19 protein-coding genes and 2 tRNA genes are annotated in these 21,226 nt (G+C 62.8%); 13 read left to right on the forward strand and 8 right to left on the reverse strand.

The annotated features are described in order from the left end of the window. Positions 1-111 precede the first annotated feature (111 nt). Complete coding sequence (locus EV664_RS00790; RefSeq protein WP_133493795.1) at positions 112-2,136, reverse strand: 3-hydroxyacyl-CoA dehydrogenase NAD-binding domain-containing protein; 2,025 nt, start codon at positions 2,134-2,136, stop codon at positions 112-114. A gap of 328 nt (positions 2,137-2,464) precedes the next feature. Between EV664_RS00790 and EV664_RS00795 the strand changes: the two genes are divergently transcribed. Next, the gene (locus EV664_RS00795; protein WP_133494193.1) at positions 2,465-4,156 is read left to right on the forward strand and encodes a class I adenylate-forming enzyme family protein; all 1,692 of its coding nucleotides are present in this window, start codon (positions 2,465-2,467) and stop codon (positions 4,154-4,156) included. 157 nt (positions 4,157-4,313) lie between these two features. On the opposite strand, the gene glpK is transcribed toward EV664_RS00795, so the two are convergent. After that, positions 4,314-5,786: a glycerol kinase GlpK gene (gene glpK / locus EV664_RS00800; protein WP_133493796.1), complete on the reverse strand. Its 1,473-nt coding sequence runs from the start codon at positions 5,784-5,786 to the stop codon at positions 4,314-4,316. 207 nt (positions 5,787-5,993) lie between these two features. Here glpK and EV664_RS00805 point away from each other — a divergent pair, with 207 nt between their 5' ends. The 3 genes from EV664_RS00805 (at position 5,994) to EV664_RS00815 (ending at position 7,559) form a co-directional block, all read left to right on the forward strand. Beyond that, on the forward strand, positions 5,994-7,169 hold the full coding sequence (locus EV664_RS00805) for an AI-2E family transporter (RefSeq protein ID WP_133494194.1): 1,176 nt from the start codon (positions 5,994-5,996) through the stop codon (positions 7,167-7,169). A 43-nt stretch (positions 7,170-7,212) separates the two neighbouring features. Next, positions 7,213-7,289 (forward strand) — tRNA-Asp (locus tag EV664_RS00810). A gap of 193 nt (positions 7,290-7,482) precedes the next feature. Then, a tRNA-Asp gene (locus tag EV664_RS00815) sits at positions 7,483-7,559 on the forward strand. 39 nt (positions 7,560-7,598) lie between these two features. Here the strand turns inward: EV664_RS00815 and EV664_RS00820 are convergent. The 3 genes from EV664_RS00820 to EV664_RS00830 form a co-directional block, all read right to left on the reverse strand. After that, the gene (locus EV664_RS00820) at positions 7,599-7,805 is read right to left on the reverse strand and encodes a DUF2842 domain-containing protein (protein WP_133494195.1); all 207 of its coding nucleotides are present in this window, start codon (positions 7,803-7,805) and stop codon (positions 7,599-7,601) included. Next, entirely contained in the window at positions 7,805-8,395 is a 591-nt protein-coding gene (locus EV664_RS00825) for a 5-formyltetrahydrofolate cyclo-ligase (RefSeq protein WP_229668019.1), read from the reverse strand. Before EV664_RS00825 ends, EV664_RS00820 begins: the two co-directional genes overlap by 1 nt. Positions 8,396-8,551: 156 nt before the next feature. Next, entirely contained in the window at positions 8,552-8,854 is a 303-nt protein-coding gene (locus tag EV664_RS00830) for a cell division protein ZapA (protein WP_133493797.1), read from the reverse strand. Between EV664_RS00830 and EV664_RS19375 the strand changes: the two genes are divergently transcribed. The 5 genes from EV664_RS19375 to EV664_RS00855 are packed head-to-tail and all read left to right on the forward strand — an operon-like array spanning position 8,853 to position 13,845. Next, the gene (locus EV664_RS19375) at positions 8,853-9,188 is read left to right on the forward strand and encodes a hypothetical protein (RefSeq protein ID WP_133493798.1); all 336 of its coding nucleotides are present in this window, start codon (positions 8,853-8,855) and stop codon (positions 9,186-9,188) included. The two genes, EV664_RS00830 and EV664_RS19375, sit on opposite strands and share 2 nt — an antisense overlap. Then, positions 9,185-11,164: a transketolase gene (gene tkt / locus EV664_RS00840; protein WP_133493799.1), complete on the forward strand. Its 1,980-nt coding sequence runs from the start codon at positions 9,185-9,187 to the stop codon at positions 11,162-11,164. Before EV664_RS19375 ends, tkt begins: the two co-directional genes overlap by 4 nt. Positions 11,165-11,191: 27 nt before the next feature. Next, positions 11,192-12,196 carry a type I glyceraldehyde-3-phosphate dehydrogenase gene (gene gap / locus EV664_RS00845; RefSeq protein ID WP_133493800.1) on the forward strand — a complete coding sequence of 335 codons (1,005 nt, stop codon included), beginning with the start codon at positions 11,192-11,194 and terminating at the stop codon, positions 12,194-12,196. 54 nt (positions 12,197-12,250) lie between these two features. Continuing rightward, entirely contained in the window at positions 12,251-12,658 is a 408-nt protein-coding gene (locus EV664_RS00850; RefSeq protein WP_244923118.1) for an MOSC domain-containing protein, read from the forward strand. Further along, positions 12,655-13,845 (forward strand): phosphoglycerate kinase, encoded by a 1,191-nt coding sequence (locus EV664_RS00855; RefSeq protein WP_133493802.1) that lies wholly within the window; start codon positions 12,655-12,657, stop codon positions 13,843-13,845. Before EV664_RS00850 ends, EV664_RS00855 begins: the two co-directional genes overlap by 4 nt. A gap of 44 nt (positions 13,846-13,889) precedes the next feature. Here the strand turns inward: EV664_RS00855 and EV664_RS00860 are convergent, their stop codons facing one another. Next, positions 13,890-15,083: an MFS transporter gene (locus EV664_RS00860; protein ID WP_133493803.1), complete on the reverse strand. Its 1,194-nt coding sequence runs from the start codon at positions 15,081-15,083 to the stop codon at positions 13,890-13,892. 185 nt (positions 15,084-15,268) lie between these two features. On the opposite strand from EV664_RS00860, the gene EV664_RS00865 reads away from it, so the two are divergent. Next, positions 15,269-16,156, forward strand: a complete 888-nt coding sequence (locus EV664_RS00865; protein WP_133493804.1) for a fructose bisphosphate aldolase — start codon at positions 15,269-15,271, stop codon at positions 16,154-16,156. A gap of 277 nt (positions 16,157-16,433) precedes the next feature. Further along, positions 16,434-17,597: a cupin domain-containing protein gene (locus EV664_RS00870; protein WP_133493805.1), complete on the forward strand. Its 1,164-nt coding sequence runs from the start codon at positions 16,434-16,436 to the stop codon at positions 17,595-17,597. A gap of 11 nt (positions 17,598-17,608) precedes the next feature. On the opposite strand, the gene EV664_RS00875 is transcribed toward EV664_RS00870, so the two are convergent. Further along, complete coding sequence (locus tag EV664_RS00875) at positions 17,609-18,163, reverse strand: pseudouridine synthase (protein ID WP_133493806.1); 555 nt, start codon at positions 18,161-18,163, stop codon at positions 17,609-17,611. A gap of 165 nt (positions 18,164-18,328) precedes the next feature. Between EV664_RS00875 and thiE the strand changes: the two genes are divergently transcribed. Then, positions 18,329-19,012, forward strand: coding sequence for a thiamine phosphate synthase (thiE, locus tag EV664_RS00880; RefSeq protein ID WP_229668020.1), 684 nt, complete (start codon positions 18,329-18,331; stop codon positions 19,010-19,012). A 3-nt stretch (positions 19,013-19,015) separates the two neighbouring features. Here the strand turns inward: thiE and EV664_RS00885 are convergent, their stop codons facing one another. After that, positions 19,016-20,296: an ATP-binding protein gene (locus EV664_RS00885; RefSeq protein WP_133493808.1), complete on the reverse strand. Its 1,281-nt coding sequence runs from the start codon at positions 20,294-20,296 to the stop codon at positions 19,016-19,018. A gap of 240 nt (positions 20,297-20,536) precedes the next feature. Between EV664_RS00885 and EV664_RS00890 the strand changes: the two genes are divergently transcribed. Further along, positions 20,537-21,199, forward strand: coding sequence for a M23 family metallopeptidase (locus EV664_RS00890; protein WP_188656343.1), 663 nt, complete (start codon positions 20,537-20,539; stop codon positions 21,197-21,199). The last annotated feature ends 27 nt before the right edge of the window (positions 21,200-21,226 follow it).

Below are 21,226 nucleotides of genomic sequence, written 5' to 3' on the forward strand. Positions count from 1 at the left end.
GATTTCGTGGTGCTCAGGCTGCGGTTGGCTTCCGCAATTCTCTGAACTGCATCTCTGCGTTTGCGGGTATAACCAGAAGGGGCGGCGTACGTACCGCCGCCCCGGTCAGGGTCAGTTGAACTTTTCGCCCTTTTCGGCCTTGTCGCGCAGCAGCTTCGAAACGGTGAAGCCGTGTTTGTCGAGCGCCTCGACAATGGTTTTCAGGCCCACCGTATCGGCCCAGAACATCGGTCCGCCGCGATAGACCGGCCAGCCATAGCCATAGATCCAGACGACATCGATATCGCTCGCTCGCTGTGCTTTGCCTTCCTCAAGGATCAGCGCGCCCTCATTCACCATCGGGTAGAGCGTGCGTTCGACGATTTCCTCGTCGGTCACGTCGTGCTGCGGCGTGCCGGTCTTGGCGCGCCATTCCTCGATGATTTCCATCACGCGCGGCGACGGGCTGGGGTTACGCTTCTCGTCATAATCGTAAAAGCCAGCGCCCTTTTTCTGACCCCAGCGTTCCTCGGCGCATAGCTGATCGCGGATGCTTTCGATGCGATTGGGATCGCGGTGCCAGCCGATATCCACGCCGGCAAGATCGGCCATCTGGAACGGCCCCATGGGCATGCCGAATTCGACATGTACCTTGTCGATCTGACTGGGCGTTGCGCCCTCCATCAGCAACTGGTTCGCCTCGACCTGACGCGGCATCAGCATGCGGTTGCCGATAAAGCCATGGCACACGCCCGCAACCACCGCGACCTTCCGGATCTTCTTCGACAGCGCCATGACCGTGGCGAGCACGTCCTTTGCGGTTTTGTCGCCGCGAACCACTTCGAGCAGCTTCATGACATTGGCGGGTGAGAAGAAATGCATGCCAAGCACATCTTCGGGGCGCGACGTGCTCGCTGCGATCTCATTAATGTCGAGATAGCTGGTGTTGGAGGCGAGAATCGCGCCCGGCTTCGCGATCTTGTCCAGACGGCCGAAAATGTCCTTCTTCACGTCCATATTCTCATACACCGCTTCGATGATGAGATCGCATTCGGACAGCGCGTCGAAATCGAGCGTGGGATTGAGCAGGCCCATCGCCTTTTCGACCTGCTCGCTGGTGATGCGGCCCTTTTTCGCGGTGCTCTCATAATTTTTGCGCATCACGCCGGTGCCGCGATCAAGCGCTTCCTGCGCCATTTCGACGATCGTCACCGGAATACCCGCCGACAGGAAATTCATCGAAATGCCGCCGCCCATCGTCCCGGCGCCGATCACGCCGACGCGCCGGATATCGCGAAGCTGAATGTCGTCTGGCACATCGTCGATCTTCGATGCTTTGCGTTCGGCGAAGAAGATATGCCGCTGCGCTGCCGACTGATTGCCCATGATGAGTTTCATAAAGCCCTGGCGCTCGCGCTGAACGCCTTCGGCATAGGGCTTGTCATAGGTGGATTCGATCACCTGAATAATTTCTTCGGGCGCTTCGAAACCGCGAAATTTGCGGGCATTGGCCTTGCGGAAGGCGTCGAACGTGCCGGGCTGGGCCTCGACCTTTTTCTCGCTTGTTACTGGCAAAGGGCGCGCACCGGCGATTTCACCGGCAAAGGCGATCGCGTCTTCGGTGAGGCTGTCCTCGCCCGCCATCCGGTCGACAATGCCATATTCGGCGGCCTGCTTGGCCGGAATCGGGCTGCCCTTGGTCGCGAGTTCGAGCGCGACCTCGACCCCGGCGAGGCGCGGCAGCCGCTGCGTACCGCCGGCACCGGGAAGGATGCCCAGCTTGACCTCGGGAAGGCCGAATTTCGCCGACGGGACAGCGATGCGGTAATGGCACGCCAGAGCCACTTCGAAACCGCCGCCCAGCGCCGTGCCGTGGATGGCAGCGACGACCGGCTTTTCGCTCGCTTCGATCATGTCGACCAGTACGGGCAGGCTCGGCTCCTGCATCGGCTTGCCGAATTCGGTGATGTCCGCGCCAGCGAAAAAAGTTTTGCCTTCGCAGCGGATGACCACCGCTTTGACCGAAGCGTCCCCGGCAGCTTCCCTGATCCCGGCCTCAAGCCCCTGACGCACTGCCGCGCCCAGCGCGTTCACCGGCGGATTGTTCGCGGTGAGGACCAGAATGTCGCCTTTTCGTTCGGTGGTAACTGCGGACATTTGTTTCTCCTTATCTGCGGTGGGCACTGCGTCCGAAGCATGTACGCAAAGCGAATCGAAGGAATTTGCGCGTTGAAACACCTGCGACCACAAGGCCGGATTCGCATTTCCATACGGCGTTCCGAAACTTGCCTGCGTCCATACCCTTATTTCGAACCGTTTGCGCCCGATCAAAAATTCGTGACGGATTTTCTATTGCCTTGAGCCGCGCTTGAATCAAGACTAGCGTTACCGGAAACCGATAAAAATACCAAACCCGACATTCAATACCGGAGAGTTTGCCTTGGCTACCGAACCGCTCGTCGCATTGCCGCCCGACTGGCCGAAAATGACGTTGAAGGAGGTTGACGCGGCGCTGACCGCGCCGGGCAGCAAGTTCGAAATGGAGACGGTCGATATTCGCGGCGTTTCGACGCGGGTATGGAAGAACAGCCCGCCGACACTGGCGATGCTCGCTCAGGCCGCGCGCGCCTTTGGTCCGCGCGATTTCACCGTCTATCGCGACGAGCGGGTTAGCTATGAGGCGAATTATCGCGCTACCGCCGCTCTGGCCGAGCAGATGCTGGCTATGGGGATTGGAAAGGGGGACCGGGTGGCGCTCGCCATGCGCAACCTTCCCGAATGGCCGATGGCGTTTTTTGCGATCGCCAGTATCGGCGCGATCGTGGTGCCGCTTAATGCATGGTGGACGGGTAGCGAGCTGCATTACGGCATTGCCGATTCGGGGGCGCGGCTGCTGATCTGCGACGCCGGACGGCATCGGCGCCTCAGCGATCATTATGCTGATCTGCCTGATCTGGAACAGATATGGGTGACGCGATGCGACGAGCCGCTCGATGGAAAATTCCGGCGTCTGGAGGATATGATCGGGCCGACCGGTCGCTGGATGGACCTGCCGGAGGCGCCGTTCCCGCAGGTCGATCTGCTGCCGGACGACGACGCCACCATTTTCTACACCAGCGGGACTACCGGCAGTTCAAAGGGCGCGCTCGGCACGCATCGCAATATCACGACCAATATTCTCACGAGCGGCTATACCAATGCGCGCAGCTTCTTGCGGCGCGGGGAAATGCCGCCCGAACCCGAGCCCAAAGTCGCGCTGCTGGTCATTCCGCTCTTTCACGTGACGGCATGCAGCGCCGCGCTGATGACAGGAATCGCTACCGGATCGACGGTGATCTTCATGCACAAATGGGACCCCGTTGAGGCGATGGAGATTATCGAGCGGGAGAAGGTGTCCTTTACCGGCGGCGTCCCGACCATTGCCTGGCAATTGCTCGAACATCCCGATCGCGCGAAATATGATCTCTCCTCGCTCGACACGATTTCCTATGGCGGAGCGCCGTCGGCGCCCGATCTGGTGCGCAAGATTTACGAGGAGTTCGGCGCGCTTCCGGGCAATGGCTGGGGCATGACCGAGACCATGGCGACGGTCACTCAGCATGGCGGCGAGGACTATCTCAATCGCCCGACAAGTTGCGGTCCCGCGGTGCCGGTCGCCGAGCTGAAGATCATGTCCGAAGACGGATCGCGCGAAATGCCTGTCGGGGAGACGGGAGAATTATGGTGCAAGGGCCCGATGGTCGTGAAAGGCTATTGGAACAAGTCCGAGGCGACGGCTGAAACCTTTACCAATGGGTGGGTGCGCACCGGCGATATCGCCCGGCTCGACGAAGAGGGATTCTGCTATATCGTGGATCGCGCCAAGGACATGATCATTCGCGGCGGCGAGAATATCTACTCATCCGAGGTGGAGGACGTGCTCTACGCACATCCGGGCGTGACCGACGCTGCATTGGTCGGGATACCGCACCATACGCTGGGTGAGGAACCTGCCGCCGTAGTCCATCTCGCGCCGGGAAGCCATGCGAGCGAGGCGGAGCTTCGCGAATGGGTCGCCGCGCGGCTTGCGGCGTTCAAGGTGCCGGTGCGCATTCTGTTCAGCGAGGAGGTTTTGCCGCGCAATGCCAATGGCAAAATCCTGAAACGCGACCTGAAGGCGTTGTTCGAACCGGCCTGATCAATGTGGAGCGGCGTGCGCCGCAATGAAGATCGTCATCGCGAGAAGCGCAGCGACGAAGCGATCCAGCGACGCGCGCCTCGCTCTGGATTGCCGCGCCCCTTTGGGGCTCGCAATGACAAAATCAGGTTAGTCAGGGACCCATTCGCCCCCGATATCAGTCGTGCGCCTCGCCGATGACGCTGTGTACGGCGAGGTGCCAGCCGTCGAGCCGCTTCTGCCGCGCAGCCTTGCCCAGCGCCGGTTCGAACGAATCGACCGGCCCGCGCATGGCCGCTGCATCCTCCAGCGTGTCGAACCAGCCGCAGCCCAGCCCGGCCAGCATCGCCGCGCCCAGCGCCGTGGTTTCGGCAAAGCGGGGGCGCTCGACCGGCAGGTTGACGATATCAGCGAGGTCCTGCGCCATCCAGTTATTCGCCACCATACCGCCGTCGATCCTTAGCCTCGACCAGCTGATCTTGTCCGACACGAATGCGGATTTAAGGTCCTGAGTCTGGTGCGCCATTGCCTCCAGCGCAGCGCGAACGATATGCGCTCTGCCGGTCGCGAAGCTCAGTCCCGATATGGTGCCGCGCGCATCGGGCTCCCACCAGGGGGCGCCGATCCCGGCAAGCGCGGGAACGACATAGACGCCGCCATTGTCCGGCACGGCATTGGCCAGTTCCTCGGTTTCCGCCGCCGCATCGATCAGACCGACCGAATCGCGAAGCCATTGGATCAGGCTGCCCGCCACGAAGATCGAACCCTCCATCGCATAGGTGCGCTGGCCGCCGATCTGCCATGCGATGGTGGAGAGCAGGCGATTGCGCGATTTGGGCGGCGTGTTGCCGCTATTGGTCAGGATGAACGCACCTGTGCCGAAGGTTCCCTTGGTATCGCCGCGTTCGAAACAGGTCTGGCCGATCAGCGCCGATTGCTGGTCGCCGGCAAGGCCGCAAATCGGAATTTCGCCGCCGAACAGGCTGGTAGTGCCGAATTGCCCGGCGCAATCGACGATTTCGGGCAGCGCGGCGCGGGGGGCATCGAACAGCGCGACGAGCCCGTCGTCCCAATTGCCGCTGCCCAGCGCCATCAGCAGCGTGCGCGAAGCATTCGTCGCATCGGTGATGTGCAGCCCGCCGGTAAGCTTCCACACCAGCCAGCTTTCGACTGTGCCGATGGCAAGATGCTCGCCCGCTTCGCCGAGCTGCGGCCAATGCTCCATCGCCCAGGCGATTTTTGAGCCGGAGAAATAGGGATCGAGCAGCAGGCCGGTGCGCGCCTGAACCGTGCTTTCTTCGCCATTCTGGCGCATTTTGCGGCATATCGCGGCGGTGCGCCGGTCCTGCCAGACAATCGCCGGGGCGAGCGGTTCGCCGGTGCGCTTGTCCCAGAAAATGATCGTTTCGCGCTGATTGGTGATGCCGATTGCGGCCACCCGCTCGGGGCCGCCGATCTGTTCGATGACGGCGCGTGCGCAGGCAAGGGTCTGTTCCCAGATTTCTGCCGCATCATGTTCGACCCGCCCGGGCTCGGGATAGTGTTGGGAGAGTTCCGCTGCCCGCGTCGCAACGGCGGTGCCGGAGGAATCGAACAGAATTGCGCGGGTCGAGGTCGTGCCCTCGTCAAGGACCAGGATCAGATCAGCCATTGCATATTGCTAGGGCCTGACCTCCGGCTCGGCAATGGTGAGCAAAGCGTGTCGGCCGGGATTATCACGCCCGCGAAAAGACGCTAGACGATTGCGGTTGCAGTATAAGGACGCTTCATTTTGACCGATCAGCCGGTTTCCGATCCGCGTGAGGGAAGGGACAGCGAGGTTTCTTCGGAAACGCCGCGCAAGTCGCCGCGCGGCGGTCTGCTTCGTCCGCGGGGCGGGGCGGGCGATGGCGAGCTCGACGACGAGTTGCGCCGCGACCGGCTGCTCGCCGGGCTGACGCTGATCGCCGGGCTGGGGCTGCTGATCGCGCTGCCCTTCGCATTGCAGGCGGGGTCGGAATTCTTCCTGCCGCTTACCGCTGCGCTGGTGATCGCGATCGCGCTGGTGCCGGTACTCGAGTGGCTGGAGCGGCATCGCCTGCCGCCGCCCGCCGCCGCGCTGATCTGTGTGCTGCTGTTCCTGATTGCGGCGAACGTCGCGCTTGCCTCGATCGTTGTGCCTGCCTGGGGCTGGGCGCAGATGCTGCCCGAACGGATCGACCAGATTCAGCGCAATATCTCGCCGCTGATCGATTTCTATTCGAATCTGCAGCATTTCGTGAACAAGCTGATCCGCAATGTCGCCAGCGCGCCGCCGGTGCCCGAAACGTCGCTCAGCATGGCGCAGCCGCCCCGGTCGCTGTTCGACCTGTTCACGACGTCCGCGCCTTCGGCGCTGCTGGAGATGTTCTTCGCGATCCTGATCATCTTCTTCTTCCTGTCGGGCTGGACCCGACTCAGGCGCAAGGCGATCACCAGCCGGTCGAGCTTTGACGGTGCGATGGCGACCGCGCGGGTCATTCAGGATGTGGTCGACGACACCTCCGCCTATATCGGCACGATCACGGTCATCAATATTTCGCTGGGGCTGATCGTTGCGGGCGCGCTGGGGGCGATCGGCATGCCGACGCCGCTGATGTGGGGCGGTATCGTCGCGCTGCTCAACTATATCCCCTATCTGGGGCCGATCTTCGCTGCGTTCCTGATCGCGGTCGGGGGATTGATGACCTTTACCGACCTGTGGTGGGCGCTGCTTCCCGCCGCAGTGATGGTCGGCGCGCATCTGATCGAGGCGAATGTCATCACTCCCACGATCGTCGGGCACCGGCTGACGATCAATCCGATCCTGATTCTGATTTCGCTGAGCTTTTGGGGATGGGTATGGGGAACGCCCGGCGCGTTGCTGGCGGTGCCGCTGCTCATCATCATTCAGACGGTGATGGAGGCTGCCGGAAGCCCCGATATCGCGGGTTTCCTGTTCGAACACGGCACGCTGGTCCATGATCCGCATCGTGAGGAGAATAATCTTTCCTCGTCATCCCACTATTCCGGTTGACACCCCCTTATGCCCCCAGTATCAGCCGCCTCCTCGCTAGAGAGCGGGTGTAGCTCAGTTGGTTAGAGCGCCGGCCTGTCACGCCGGAGGTCGCGGGTTCAAGTCCCGTCACTCGCGCCATTTCTCCTGTTGATCGCAGGGCAATGGTTTCGGCGAAACCGGAGCGGATCGTTCGATCCGATGCTCTGTTTTCATGACATGCATTGCGCGGATGACCCGACAGGGTGTCGCTGATGCAGCGATATCCTTTTCGCAGGACGCGAAAGCGGATATGCAACAACGAAGCGCGGTATCAGCCGTTCTTCGCCAGAGTGCGGGTGTAGCTCAGTTGGTTAGAGCGCCGGCCTGTCACGCCGGAGGTCGCGGGTTCAAGTCCCGTCACTCGCGCCATTTTCCCCCTTCATTGACGGAAAATGGCGCATTTCCCTTTCACCGCCATCGCCCGGTTTCCATCCAGCGAAGCAGCGGCTTTAGCGGCGCGATCCAGATAATCCCCGTTACCAGATAGACCAGCGCCTGAAGCGGCCAGATAAGGCTGCCGATCTCGCCTGCGAAGGTCGCGACCAGAATCGCCCAGACGGCGATCAGCGCGAGAATCGCGAGCATGCCCGCCGGTTTGCGCCAGGTCGGTTCCATCAAATTCCATCCCCCCTTATCGCTTCGCGCTCGGTTATTACGGCATGAAGCGGCATATCCCATGGTTCGACCGGCACCCCGTCGATTTGTTGTACTGACCATGCCACCCCAATTCGCAGCGCATGGCGGTGCGCGGCAAAGGCGCGATCATAAAAACCGCCGCCCTGACCCAGCCGGTTCAGCTGATCGTCGAACCCGATCAGCGGCGTCAGGATGACGTCGGGTGTCGCTTCCGGGGCGTCGGCAAGCGGCTGCGCGATGCCGAGCGCATTGGTTTCGAGCGGATCATCGGGCCTCCAGCACAGAAAACGCATCGACTGACCCATGGCGGTGACGTGCGGCAAGGCGAGCCGCGCACCCAGCAATCGGCACTGCGCCATCATCGCGTGCGGGTCCGCCTCGAATCGCTGCGGCAGATAGCCCGCCACCATGGTCCCTTCGGCAATATGCGCCGCCAAAAATTCGGGAAGCGCGATCGGCGGCACATCGCCTGCCCGGACAAAGGCGCGACGACGCGCCCGAAGCTCGCTGCGAAGCGCAGCCTTGGCATCGGGAAGGGTCATGTGGCGGGAAGGTGGCGGGACCGCCATGGTCGTTTGCCTGAATATCCTCTGACGCCAGTAACGTCAGGTGGGCGCCGTGTGCATCGGGCCAGGGCCCGAACAGGGACAGCTCCCTTGGATGTCTCTATCGCCTCAGGGATAATCGCAAGGGCTCGTGCCGGGCAGTTCCCGCCGCACAATGATTTAGGATGTCGCGTCATCATCCTCAAGAGCCGATGCAACGGATTCGAGACGATCGGCGAGTCGGTCGAGCAGTTCGGGCGATAATCCCTGCGGCGGATTGCGCTCCATCTCGACGACTTCATCGGCCATCATCAGTGCGAGCAGCAGCATGGTGCGCTCAGGCGGGCCGCCGCCCGAGGCATGCAGTGCGGCAGCGGAATGGCGGCCCAGCCGTTCGGCGAGTGCGCGCAGATGCGGTTCTTCGCCGTCGCGACAGGCGATGATATGGTTGCGCCCGGCAATTTCAAGCGCGACCTCAGCCATGATCCTGCTCCCCGTCCGTGTCTGCGATCAGCGAATCGATTGCCGCGATCGCATCCTCGACTCGGTGGCGAAGGACTTCGTGGCGGCGATGGAGCCGCTCGCCGTGAAAGGCGCGGGCGCTCGACGCACGCTCAATCCGTGCGACGGCGCGTTCGATCCGTTCGATGGCTGGATGGGTCAGTCGTTCCGACATTGGACAGGAATAGGGACGAGCGGCCCCGACGGCAAGCCGCAGGAGCGGTTGACGAAGCCGGGCCTGCGCCCCAAAGGCGACGCACCATTTGATTCGCGCGAGGGCATGCGAACGCCCACGCGCTCAGGGAGAGCAGCATGAGCGTTTCCGACACCGATCTCGCCAACGCCATCCGGGCATTGTCGATGGATGCGGTAGAGGCCGCCAATTCCGGCCATCCCGGAATGCCGATGGGAATGGCCGATGTCGCCACCGTCCTGTTCACCAAATATCTGAAATTCGATCCCAGCGATCCCTTCTGGGCCGATCGCGACCGCTTCGTTCTGTCGGCGGGGCATGGGTCGATGCTGCTCTATTCGCTGCTCCATCTCACCGGCTATGCCCGTCCGACGATCGAGGACATCCGCCATTTCCGTCAGGTGGGCAGCCCGTGCGCCGGGCACCCCGAAAATTTCGAGCTTCCCGGCGTCGAATGCACCACCGGCCCGCTGGGGCAGGGGCTTGCGATGGCGGTCGGCATGGCAATGGCGGAGCGCCATCTGAATGCGAAGTTCGGCGATGAACTGGTCGATCATCGTACCTGGGTGATTGCAGGCGACGGGTGCCTGATGGAGGGCATCAACCATGAGGCGATCGGGCTTGCCGGGCATTTGCAGCTCGCCCGGCTGAACGTGCTGTGGGACGATAACCGCATCACGATCGACGGCGCGGTCGACAAATCGTCGAGCGAGGATATCGTTGCCCGCTATGCCGCAACCGGCTGGCATACGGTCGAATGTGACGGGCATGACATGGCCGATGTGGCGCGCGCGATGGAAGCAGCGATGGCGTCTGACCGTCCCTCACTGATCCGCTGCCGCACGATCATCGGCAAGGGCGCGCCAAACAAGCAGGGCACGGCCGCTACGCATGGCGCCGCGCTGGGCGCAGAAGAAGTCGCTGCGGCGCGTAAGGAGCTGGGCTGGGATTATCCGCCGTTCGATATTCCGGAAGCTATCCGCGCCGAATGGCTGAAAGCCGGCCAGCGCGGGGCAGCACCGCATAGCGAATGGAAGGCGCGGCTTGCCGGTCATGCCGACCGCGCCGAATTCGAACGCCGGATGGCGGGCGACCTCCCGCAGGATTTCAGCCTGAAGGACTATATTGCCGGGTTGATCGCCGATCCCAAAAAGGTCGCGACCCGCAAGGCATCCGAAATGGCGCTGGAAGCGGTGAACGCTGCGCTGCCCGAAACTATCGGCGGTTCGGCCGATCTTACCGGATCGAACAATACCCTGACCAAGGGGCTGGGGACGTTCGACAAGAGTGACTATAGCGGCCGCTATGTCTATTACGGCATTCGTGAATTCGGCATGGGCGCGGCGATGAACGGCATGGCGCTGCATGGCGGCGTGATTCCCTATGGCGGCACGTTCATGGTGTTCTCCGACTATGCCCGTCCGGCGATCCGCCTGTCCGCTTTGCAGCGGGCGCGTGTTGCCTATGTGATGACGCACGATTCGATCGGGCTGGGCGAGGACGGGCCGACGCATCAGCCGATCGAGCATATGATGAGCCTGCGCGTCATTCCCAACCTGGACAGCTATCGGCCCTGCGATGTGGTCGAAACGGCGGAATGCTGGGAGCTGGCGGTACAGCGCAAGGATGGCCCCTCGCTCCTCGCTTTGTCGCGGCAAAACCTGCCGCAGCTTCGCGAGGAAGCCGCCGAAAACCGGTCGGCGCGCGGTGCCTATCGCCTGCGCGCGGCGGAAGCGAAGCGCCGGGTGATCCTGATCGCCACGGGGTCGGAAGTCGAAACGGCGGTTACGGTGCGCGAGCGGCTTGAAGCGCGTGGCATCGGTGCCGATGTGGTATCCATGCCCTGCTGGTCGCGCTTCGATGCACAGCCGGCGGACTATCGCGAGGATGTTCTGCCGAATGTCGCGCCTGAAGAAATTCTGCGCGTGTCGATCGAGGCGGGAACGACGATGGGCTGGGAACGCTACACGATGGTGAACGGGCTGCGCTTCGGGCTTGACCGGTTCGGTGCATCCGGCCCGGCGGCGCGACTGTTCGAACATTTCGAACTTACGCCGGACCATATCGAAACACGGATTGTCGCCGCGCTGGGCGAATGAAATTTTAGCGAACGCTGGGAGAAAAGCATGACGAAGATTGCGATCAACGGGTTCGGGCGTATCGGTCGCCTGGTGGCGCGCGCCATTCTGGAGCGCCCCGATTGCGGGCTGGAGCTGGTGACGATCAACGATCTCGCCGACGCCAAGTCGAATGCATGGCTGTTCAGCCGCGACAGCGTCCATGGCAAATATCCGGGTGACGTGAAGGCCGACGGCAACGACCTCGTCATCGACGGCAAGCGGATCAAGGTGACCGCAGAGCGCGACCCCGCCAATCTGCCCCATGCCGAGAACGGCGTCGAGCTGGTGCTCGAATGCACCGGCTTCTTCACCAAGCGTTCGGACGCGCAGAAGCATATCGATGCAGGCGCGAAAAAGGTGCTGATCTCTGCGCCGGGCAAGGAAGTCGACCTGACCGTCGTTTACGGCGTCAACCATGACAAGCTGACCGCCGATCACAAGATCGTGTCGAATGCGTCGTGCACGACCAACTGCCTCGCCCCGGTTGCCAAGGTGCTGAACGATGCGATCGGTATCGAGCGCGGCCTGATGACCACGATCCATGCGTACACCAACGATCAGAAGATCCTCGACCAGATCCATCCCGATCTGCGCCGCGCGCGTGCCGCGGGCATGTCGATGATCCCGACCACCACGGGTGCCGCGCGTGCGGTCGGTGAGGTTCTGCCCGAGCTCAAGGGCAAGCTCGACGGGTCGGCGGTTCGCGTTCCGGTGCCGGACGGCAGCCTTGTCGACCTGACCTTCCAGCCGAAGCGCGACACGAGCGTCGAGGAAGTCAACAAGCTGCTCAAGGACGCGGCCGAGGGCGCGCTGAAGGGCGTGTTGCATTTCTCCGACGAGCCGCTGGTGTCGATCGATATCGTCCACACAGCGTATAGCTCGACCGTCGACAGCCTCGAAACCGCAGTCATCGACGGCAAGCTGGTCCGCGTCGTGAGTTGGTACGACAATGAATGGGGCTTTTCCAACCGCATGGTCGATACGGCTGCTGCGATGGCGAAGTTCGGTTAAGCCATGACCGGTCGGCTCGCAGGGATCGCCCGGCATGGGAGGCCCCGCGGGCCGATGGAGCTGCTCGATCGGGTCGCCGTCACACAGGACGGCGGCCTGACCGGCGATTTTCGTGGGGTGGCAAAGCCGGGCAGCAAACGCCGGCGTCAGATCACGCTGATGGAGGCTGGCGACTGGGCCGCCGCGATGCGCGAAACCGGCCATGACATTGGCTGGCAGGAGCGCCGGGCGAACCTGCTGGTCGAGGATTTTGACCTTCCGCAGCGGCTGGGGGCAAAGCTGCGGATCGGCGCTTCGCTGATCCTCGAAATCACCGGCGAATGTGATCCGTGCCACCGCATGGAGGAAATCGCCGAGGGGCTGAAAGCCGCGCTCGAACCCGACTGGCGCGGCGGCGCGCTCGCTCGTGTGATCGAGGATGGCGAAATCGCCACGGGGGACAAGATAGAGGTGATCGAATGACGCGCAATTTCAAAACGCTCGACGATATCGGCGAGGTGCGGGGCAAGCGGGTGCTAGTCCGCGAAGACCTGAACGTGCCGATGGCCGACGGTGAAGTCACCGACGCAACCCGGCTGAAGGCGACCATGGCGACGGTGACCGAGCTTGCCGATGCCGGGGCGAAGGTCGTCGTGCTGGCGCATTTCGGGCGGCCCAAGGGGCAGCGCAACCCGGAAATGTCGCTGGCGATAGTCACAAAGCCCTATGAGGCGGTGCTGGGCCGTCCGGTGCGCTTTATCGATTTTGACGGTGCGGGCGACGCGATCGCGATGATGCAGCCGGGTGATATCGCGGTGCTGGAAAATACGCGCTTTTTTGCGGGCGAGGAAAAGAACGATCCGGCGCTTGCCGAAGAATGGGCTAAGCTGGGCGATTTCTATGTCAACGACGCCTTTTCGGCGGCGCATCGTGCGCATGTATCGACCGAAGGGCTGGCGCATCGCCTCCCGGCCTTTGCCGGGCGAGCGATGCAGGCGGAGCTTGACGCACTCGATGCTGCGCTGGGCGATCCGAAGCGACCGGTCGCAGCGGTGGTCGGCGGAGCCAAGGTTTCGTCCAAGCTCGACGTGCTCAAAAATCTGGTCGGGCAGGTCGACCATCTGATTATCGGCGGGGGCATGGCGAATACCTTTCTCGCCGCGCGCGGGGTCGATGTGGGCAAGAGCCTGTGCGAACATGATCTGACCGATACCGCCGAAGCGATCATGGATGCCGCCGATACGTCGGGCTGCACCGTGCATCTTCCCTATGACGTTGTCGTGGCGAAGGAATTCCGCGCCAATCCAGAAACGCGCACGATCAACGTGCATGAGGTCGCGGCCGACGAGATGATCCTCGATATCGGTCCGGCAGCGACCGAGGCGCTCGCCGATGTGCTCAAAACCTGCCACACTTTGGTGTGGAACGGGCCGCTGGGCGCGTTCGAGACCCCCCCCTTCGATGCAGCGACGGTGACGCTGGCCAAAACGGCGGCGGCGCTGACCAAGGAAGGGTCGCTGACTTCGGTCGCGGGCGGCGGCGATACGGTCGCCGCGCTCAATCAGGCGGGGGTTGCGGATGAATTCAGCTTTGTCTCGACTGCGGGCGGTGCGTTTCTGGAATGGATGGAGGGCAAGGAATTGCCCGGCGTCGCTGCGCTGATCGACTGAGCGTTCTGGGCGAGGGGGGCGATAAACGCTTCCCTCGCCTGCATCTATTCCGCGCTGCTGGCACCGCGGTCGAAAAGCAGGAACGCCGCCAGCACCACCGCGCCAATGGCCGCGCCGGCAGCCGCGCTGAGCCGCCAGCCGCCCGCTTCGAAGGTCGCCGAGCCGAGCACCGAGCCCGACGCACCGACCACGAACATCGCCGTCATATAGGCCGCATTGACCCGGGAGCGAGCGTCCTGCGACAGGGCGAAGATGATTTTTTGCCCTGTAATCTGATTGAGTTGCACGGCGGCATCGATCAGGATCGCGGTGATCGCAAAGGCGATGAAACTCCCCGCCGCAGCCGCAAATCCAGCCCCCACAAAGCCCAGCACGATCAGCAGCATTGCGCCCAGCGTCGTCCACCAGATCAGCCCGTGATCGGCCAGTTTTCCGGCGAGCGGGGCGGCGAGCGCGCCGCCTGCTCCGGCAAGCGCGAACCATGCCACCTGCTGGTGCGAAAAGCCCATCGGGCCAAGCAGTTGCAGCGGAGCGGCGGTCCAGAACAGGTTGAATACCGCGAACATAGCCGATTGGTATAAAGCGCGCATCCGAAGCGAGCGATGTTGGCGAAATTGGCGCCAAACCGATGCGATAATCGCACTATAGCTCAGCCGGGTTTCGGGCGTTCGCTGAGGACAGAAATAAAGCAATAACAATGCTATAGCGGACATTGCTAAGGCCGAGGCGTAGAAGATAGAACGCCAGCCAGCAAGATCGGCGGCGAAGCTGGCCAGCGGGCGCGAGAGCATGATGCCGAACAGCAGCCCGCTCATGATCGTACCGATCACGCTCCCCTGCCGTTCGGGGCGGGCGAGGTGCGAAGCGAGCGGCAGAACGATCTGCGCTCCGGTTGCGCAAATGCCGGTAACCAGCGATGCGAGCAGGAAAGTTGCCGGGCCGGTCGATAGTGCAACGCCGATACAGCCCAATATTGTCCCGGCCACCGCGAGCAGCGCAAGCCGCCGGTTTTCGAACAGATCGCCCAGCGGAACGAACAGCGCCAGCCCCGCGCCATAGCCCAATTGGGTGAGCGTGGTGATCAGCCCGGCGCTTTGCGGCGACAGTCCGATCTCCGGCCCGATGGTGTCGATCAGCGTCTGTGCGTAATAGATGTTGGCGACCAGCACACCGCAGGTCGCCGACATCAGCAGCAATAGCGGGCGCGAAAGGCCGGAAGGATGCGCGTTTTCGGTCATGCAGCGCTCTCCACCCCATTTCGGCGCGTGGCGCAACCTTATGGCGCAACCTCGCGCGCAATCGTGCCGCCGTCCCCAATCCGGGCATTGAGAACGTTATCGAAAAAAATGCCGCATTGCGGCGTCTTTCGCGCTGTGGTTAACCGTTTGCCATAATCAAAACAGGCAAGAACGGGGTGGTAGCAATGCAAGACGGCGAAATGAAACGGAAGATCGGCGAGGGCAACGGCTTTATCGCGGCGCTCGATCAGAGCGGCGGTTCGACGCCCAAGGCGCTGAGCGGATACGGCATCGACGAAAGCGCGTATTCGGATGAAGCGGAGATGTTCGCGTTGATCCACGATATGCGCAGCCGGATCATCAGCTCGCCCGCTTTCACCGGTGACAAGGTGCTGGGCGCGATCCTGTTCGAACGCACGATGGACGGGACGGTCGGCGGCAAACCCACCCCGACCGCGCTGAAGGACAAGGACATTGTCCCCTTCATCAAGATCGACAAGGGACTGGAAGAAGAAGCCAACGGCGTTCAGCTGATGAAGCCGATGCCCGAACTCGACCAGCTGCTGACCCGCGCCAAAGGGCTGGGCGTGTTCGGCACCAAGGAACGTTCGGTGATCCACCATGCGAACCGCGAAGGCATTGCGGCGGTGGTCGCGCAGCAGTTCGAGGTGGCGCAGCAGGTGCTGGGCCATGGCATGATGCCGATCATCGAGCCCGAAGTGAACATCAGGAGCGATGACCGCGCCGAGGCTGATGCGATCCTGCGCGACGAACTGCTCTCAGCGCTCGACCGCCTGCCGGGCGATGTCGAGGTAATGCTGAAATTGTCGATTCCGGCCGAGGCGGGGCTGTTCAACGACCTGATCGACCATCCGCGCGTGCTGCGCGTCGTGGCGCTGTCAGGCGGATTTTCGCGCACCGATGCGTGCACCGAATTGTCCAAAAATCCGGGCATGATCGCCAGCTTCAGCCGCGCGCTGCTGTCCGACCTGCGAGCCCAGATGAGCGATGACGAGTTCGACAAGGCGCTGGGCGAAGCGATCGACGAGATTTACGCCGCGTCGACCTGTTGAGGTGAGGGAAAGGGGCGGACCCGGAGGTTCGCCCTTCCTAAGTATACTGCATTTTTTTGTGGTGCGGGCCGGGTTGTTGCGCTTTGCCCGGAGCAGCCCGGCTGCCTTCGCTACCTCCGTGCAACACGGCTATCGTGCCGGCCCGCATATGAAACGCCGCAGCCTCAAATGGCTGCCTTTCTCTTACAAAAAGAGCATATAGAGCGAACCCCTACACTTCCGCCCGAAGCTGTACGGTCGCACAACCATCCGGGTGCGATTTTTCACGCGAGTAAATATGCAATTTCGAGAGTTCGACATCGAAGGTTTCCTGCGTGATTATTGGCAGCGCAGGCCATTACTGATCCGGAATCCGTGGGTGGATTGGCGCAATCCACTCGACCCCGATGAACTTGCGGGCCTTGCCTGCGAAGACGGCATTGAGGCACGCCTGATCGAGCAGACAAGCGCCCAGCCGCAGCGGGCCTGGAATGTCGAACATGGGCCCTTGCCTGAATCGCGTTTCGATGCCCTTGAAAAGCAGCGCTGGACTCTGCTCGTTCAGGCTGTCGATCACCATGTTCCGGACGTTGCCGCTCTCATCACGCCGTTCCGCTTCATCCCCAACTGGCGGATCGATGACGTCATGGTGAGCTATGCCAAGGATGGGGGCGGCGTCGGTCCGCATTTCGATCACTATGACGTGTTTCTGATTCAGGGGGCAGGCCGGCGCCTGTGGCAGGTCGGCCCGATGTGCGATTCCAGCACCGAATTGCTGCCGCATGATGATTTGCGTTTGCTCGCCGATTTCGAGGCAAGCGAGGAGTGGATTCTGGAGCCGGGCGATATTTTGTACGTCCCGCCAGGCATCGCCCATAATGGCGTGGCAATCGGCGACGAATGCATGACCTATTCGATCGGTTTTCGTGCGCCCTCAAGCAGCGAGCTGATCGCGCATTATTGCGACGAAATGCTGGATAATCTGCAGGATGATTATCGTTACAGCGATCCGGACCTGAAGGTTCAGGCCAATCAGGGGGAAATTACCAGCGCCGCGATTGCCCGGCTAAAAGACATGATCGCTGAAAAAATGCTGGATAGCGCCGCGTTTGCGAGCTGGTTCGGTCGCTACAGCACCACCCCGAAATATCCCGATATCGACTGGCAGCCGGAAGAGCCTGTTGAAATTGAAGCGCTGCAGTCCGGCATCGCCAGCGAACTGCCGATGCGCCGAAATCCGGCCAGTCGGTTTTCGTTTTTCCGGCAGGGGGCGGGGTCGGTGTTGCTGTTCGTCGACGGGCAGAGTTTCGAATGTTCGGCCGAAGTGGCGGCCTTTGCTGAATTGCTGTGCTCGACCGATTGCTTCACGCTTGATCGCGGCATGGCGGCTTCGCGCCCTGTGCTCGAACTGCTCAGGACGCTTTTTGATCAGGGCAGCCTTGCCTTCGAATATGAAGCGTAGCCTGCCAGCGATCAGGGTATATCAATCTCGCGCCACTCACCCGGCGCTACATCGTCGATCGCCCAGTCGCCGACAGACCAGCGCACAAGCCGGAGCGTGGGATGGCCAACCGCGGCGGTCATCCTTCGCACCTGACGGTTTTTGCCTTCGCGTATCGTGAGGCTGAGCCAGCAATCGGGCACCGATTTGCGGTAACGGACCGGCGGATCGCGCGGCCAGAGGTTGAAATCGTCGATGCGTTCGACTTTGGCGGGCCGCGTCATGCCGTCTTTCAACCGTACGCCGGTTCGCAGCCTGTCGAGGCTTTTCTCGGCAACATCGCCCTCAACCTGCACCAGATAGGTTTTCGGCATTTTGAATTTGGGATCGGCGATCCGCGCCTGCAGTCGCCCGTCATCGGTCAGCAGCAGCAAGCCCTCGCTATCCAGATCAAGCCGACCCGCGGGGTATATGCCGGGAACATCTATGAACTGCGACAAGGTTGGCCGCTGTGATCCTGCGGTGCCGCGATCAGTAAACTGGCACAGCACGCCATGGGGTTTGTTGAAAAGGATTAGTCGCGGCATGGAGCCTCTGATGATGGGATTGGCGCGAGCGATCGCCTGCCCGGTTGTGGCGGTGCATGCTATGTCTTCGAAAGTACCAGCGAAAGCAAATGCAGGACGAAGACCGGGGCGCGGGTTCGGTCACGCCCGCTTGAAGCATGCCGCGCCCCACGCTAACCAGCGCTGGTGACTGACGATATCCACGCTTCGCCCGAACGCTATTTCGCCGAGGGGTTTCAGCCGCAGGGCGGCTCCGGCTCGTGTGAGCTGTATCTTATTTCTCCGCCCGCAATGGCGGACGGCTTTATCGACCGTCTGGCGCGCGCATTCGATGCCGGGCCGGTGGCGGCGTTCCAGTTTCGGGTGAAGGATATGGACCAGCATAGCGCGGCGCGGCTTGCCGAACCGCTTCAGGCGCTGTGCGCGGATCGCGATGTCGCCTTTATCGTCAATGACGATGTCAGCCTTGCCAAAAGGCTGGGCGCGGACGGGGTGCATCTGGGGCAGAGCGACGGTGATCCTGCCGACGCGCGGGCGATCCTTGGCCCCACCGTCCAGATCGGCGTCACCTGTCATGACAGCCGCCATCTGGCGATGGAAGCGGGCGAGGCGGGGGCGGACTATGTCGCGTTCGGCAGTTTTTATCCCACCACGACCAAGGTGGTGAAGCATCATCCCGACCCGGCGATCCTGACCTGGTGGTCGCAGGTGTTCGAGCTTCCCTGTGTCGCGATCGGCGGGATCACGCCCGACAATGCGCGCCCGCTGGTCGAGGCGGGGGCCGATTTCCTCGCGGTCAGCGGCGCGGTGTGGAACGGTGATGAGGCAGCGGCGGTGCGCGCCTTTACGCGGGTGCTGCGGGGCGAATAAGCGTTACGGCTTTGGCGGCGTGGGTATGGTGAGGCGGACGGCGAGGCCGCCGAGCGACGATGCGCCGAAAGCGAGTCCGCCGTCGAAGCGAGTCATCAGCCGGTGCGCGGTCGGGATGCCGAGGCCGAAGCCCGATGTGTCGCGGCTGCGCGCTTCGTCGAGGCGGAAGAACGGGTCGAGAATCGCCTCATAATGCTCCGGCGGGATGCCGGGGCCGTCATCCTCGATCACGATGACGGGGCGCTGCGCTTCGTCACGTTCGATATGGATCGTGACGCGCTCGCCATAAAGCATCGCATTTTCGATCAGCGCGAAGAGCGCGATGGCGAGCGGCTCGGGATAGGTGGTGATTGCGCCGCTATCGTCGGGACGCAAATCGATGTGGTGCGCCAGCGGGGCGATCACATCGCGGATAAATTCGGTCAGATCGATGCTACCGGGGTCGGCGGGCATATGCTGGGCGCGCAGGAATTGCTGGAGCGAGGCGAGCAGCGCTTCCATTTCATCGACATTGGCGTGCATCAGTAGCTTCACGTCTTCATCGTCGATCAGGTCGGCTGCCATTTTCTGCCGCGCGAGCGGCGTGCGCAGATCATGGCTGATCGCTTCGAACGACGTCGCCTGATCCTTGATGAGCCGCGCGATGCGCGCCTGCATATGGTTCATCGCATGGGCAAGGTCGCGCAGGTCGCGCGGGCCGAATTCGGGAATCGCGACCTCGCGCCCATGGCCGATCTGATCGGCGGCGCGGGTGAGGCGGCGCAAAGGGCGGTTGAGGAAATGGAGCGAGACAAGGCCGAGCGCGAGCAGGCTTGCCGTCATCAGCAAGGTCATCACGATCGCGCGCCACGCGACAGGCCACATCGACCCGATGCCGATCGATCGGAAATTGAGCCAGTTGCCGTCGGCAAGCCGGATCGACCCGACGAGATCGTCGCTGCCGCCGCTTCCCGCCTGCCGCGCGACGCGTAAGGAGCGACCGCCAAGGCTCGGCTCCCATGCGGTGATCGTGTGCGCGATGGCGGCGCTTTCGGACGAAGCGGGGCCGGAAGGGATGGCGGGGGCCGGGGTGACCGAGGCGGAGAGGAAGCGCGTGGTCATCGCACCCGAGGTGCGGTCCGGAGCGATGGCGTGCAGCCGGTCGCTGACGACGAGCAGCTCGGCAATGCGGCGGGCATGATCCTCACGCGCGGTTTGCCGGTCGATCGCCTGATAGAAGGACAGGCTGGCCCCGAGCTGAATCGCGCCGAGCGCGAGCACGAGGACCGCGATATAAGCGACCATGCGCGGGCGATGAGGTCGGATGGCGAACAGAGCGTCTCTCCCGTTGGGACGGACTGTCCATGGCGGGCGCTGCGCCGTCAAGCCGTTCGCGTTGCGGGGCGGGGCGGGGAAACAAGCGCGCGCACGCTTCGTTGAGAATCGATCCGCAGCAATGGCGAAAGGAATTGCGCGATTTCTGAGGGCGAGAAGACCGGGGCGCGTGCAGGCGCGCCCGCGCTGCTGTCGGGCTTTGGCTGGGTGATGCTGGTGCTGTTGCTGGGCGCGGTGGCGCTGTTCGCGGCGACGGTGCGGATCGGGCCGGATAAGCGCGCGGCGGCGGCTGAGCCTGCGCCAGATGCGGGCGCGAGGCCGCTCGTCCGGCTGAAACATCGCGAGCGCGCGGCGCAGGCGATGGCGGAGGAACCGGCGATGCCCGCGCCTGCGCCGTCGATTCCGCGCATCTCTCCTGCGGGTGAGCCGATGCTTTCCATTCCGGTGGCGGGGGTCGGGATCGATCAGATTACCGACAGCTATGGCGATCCGCGCGGCGAGAATGGCCGCACGCATGAGGGCACCGACATCATGGCGCCGAGCGGGACGAAGGTGCTCGCCGCCGCGCCCGGAACCATCGAGAAACTCTATTTCAGCAAGGGCGGCGGCGGAATCACCGTCTATCAGCGCTCGGCGGGCGGAGGATGGATGTTCTATTACGCGCATCTGGGCGGCTATGCCCCCGATCTGAAAGAAGGGATGCACGTCAAAGCAGGCGATGTCATCGGCTATGTCGGCGATACCGGCAATGCCGCGCCGGGGGTGCATCACCTGCATTTCGGGGTCTCGCGGCTCGCGCCGGGGGACGGATGGTGGCAGGGAGTGCCGGTCGATCCCTATCCGCTGCTTGCTCAAAACGCGCATGGCGGTTAAAGCCGCGCCCCACAGCTATTTCTCACA

The sequence above is a fragment of the Stakelama pacifica genome, assembly GCF_004361835.1.
GTDB lineage: Bacteria > Pseudomonadota > Alphaproteobacteria > Sphingomonadales > Sphingomonadaceae > Sphingomonas > Sphingomonas pacifica.

Coding starts and splice junctions, on each gene's coding strand:
- EV664_RS00790 (WP_133493795.1), bottom strand. CDS start 2,136: ATGTCCGCAGTTACCACCGAACGAAAAGGCGACATTCTGGTCCTCACC.
- EV664_RS00795 (WP_133494193.1), top strand. CDS start 2,465: ATGACGTTGAAGGAGGTTGACGCGGCGCTGACCGCGCCGGGCAGCAAG.
- glpK (WP_133493796.1), bottom strand. CDS start 5,786: ATGGCTGATCTGATCCTGGTCCTTGACGAGGGCACGACCTCGACCCGC.
- EV664_RS00820 (WP_133494195.1), bottom strand. CDS start 7,805: ATGGAACCGACCTGGCGCAAACCGGCGGGCATGCTCGCGATTCTCGCG.
- EV664_RS00825 (WP_229668019.1), bottom strand. CDS start 8,395: ATGGCGGTCCCGCCACCTTCCCGCCACATGACCCTTCCCGATGCCAAG.
- EV664_RS19375 (WP_133493798.1), top strand. CDS start 8,853: ATGATCCTGCTCCCCGTCCGTGTCTGCGATCAGCGAATCGATTGCCGC.
- EV664_RS00830 (WP_133493797.1), bottom strand. CDS start 8,854: ATGGCTGAGGTCGCGCTTGAAATTGCCGGGCGCAACCATATCATCGCC.
- tkt (WP_133493799.1), top strand. CDS start 9,185: ATGAGCGTTTCCGACACCGATCTCGCCAACGCCATCCGGGCATTGTCG.
- gap (WP_133493800.1), top strand. CDS start 11,192: ATGACGAAGATTGCGATCAACGGGTTCGGGCGTATCGGTCGCCTGGTG.
- EV664_RS00850 (WP_244923118.1), top strand. CDS start 12,251: ATGGAGCTGCTCGATCGGGTCGCCGTCACACAGGACGGCGGCCTGACC.
- EV664_RS00855 (WP_133493802.1), top strand. CDS start 12,655: ATGACGCGCAATTTCAAAACGCTCGACGATATCGGCGAGGTGCGGGGC.
- EV664_RS00860 (WP_133493803.1), bottom strand. CDS start 15,083: ATGACCGAAAACGCGCATCCTTCCGGCCTTTCGCGCCCGCTATTGCTG.
- EV664_RS00865 (WP_133493804.1), top strand. CDS start 15,269: ATGCAAGACGGCGAAATGAAACGGAAGATCGGCGAGGGCAACGGCTTT.
- EV664_RS00870 (WP_133493805.1), top strand. CDS start 16,434: ATGCAATTTCGAGAGTTCGACATCGAAGGTTTCCTGCGTGATTATTGG.
- EV664_RS00875 (WP_133493806.1), bottom strand. CDS start 18,163: ATGCCGCGACTAATCCTTTTCAACAAACCCCATGGCGTGCTGTGCCAG.
- EV664_RS00885 (WP_133493808.1), bottom strand. CDS start 20,296: ATGGTCGCTTATATCGCGGTCCTCGTGCTCGCGCTCGGCGCGATTCAG.
- EV664_RS00890 (WP_188656343.1), top strand. CDS start 20,537: ATGCTGGTGCTGTTGCTGGGCGCGGTGGCGCTGTTCGCGGCGACGGTG.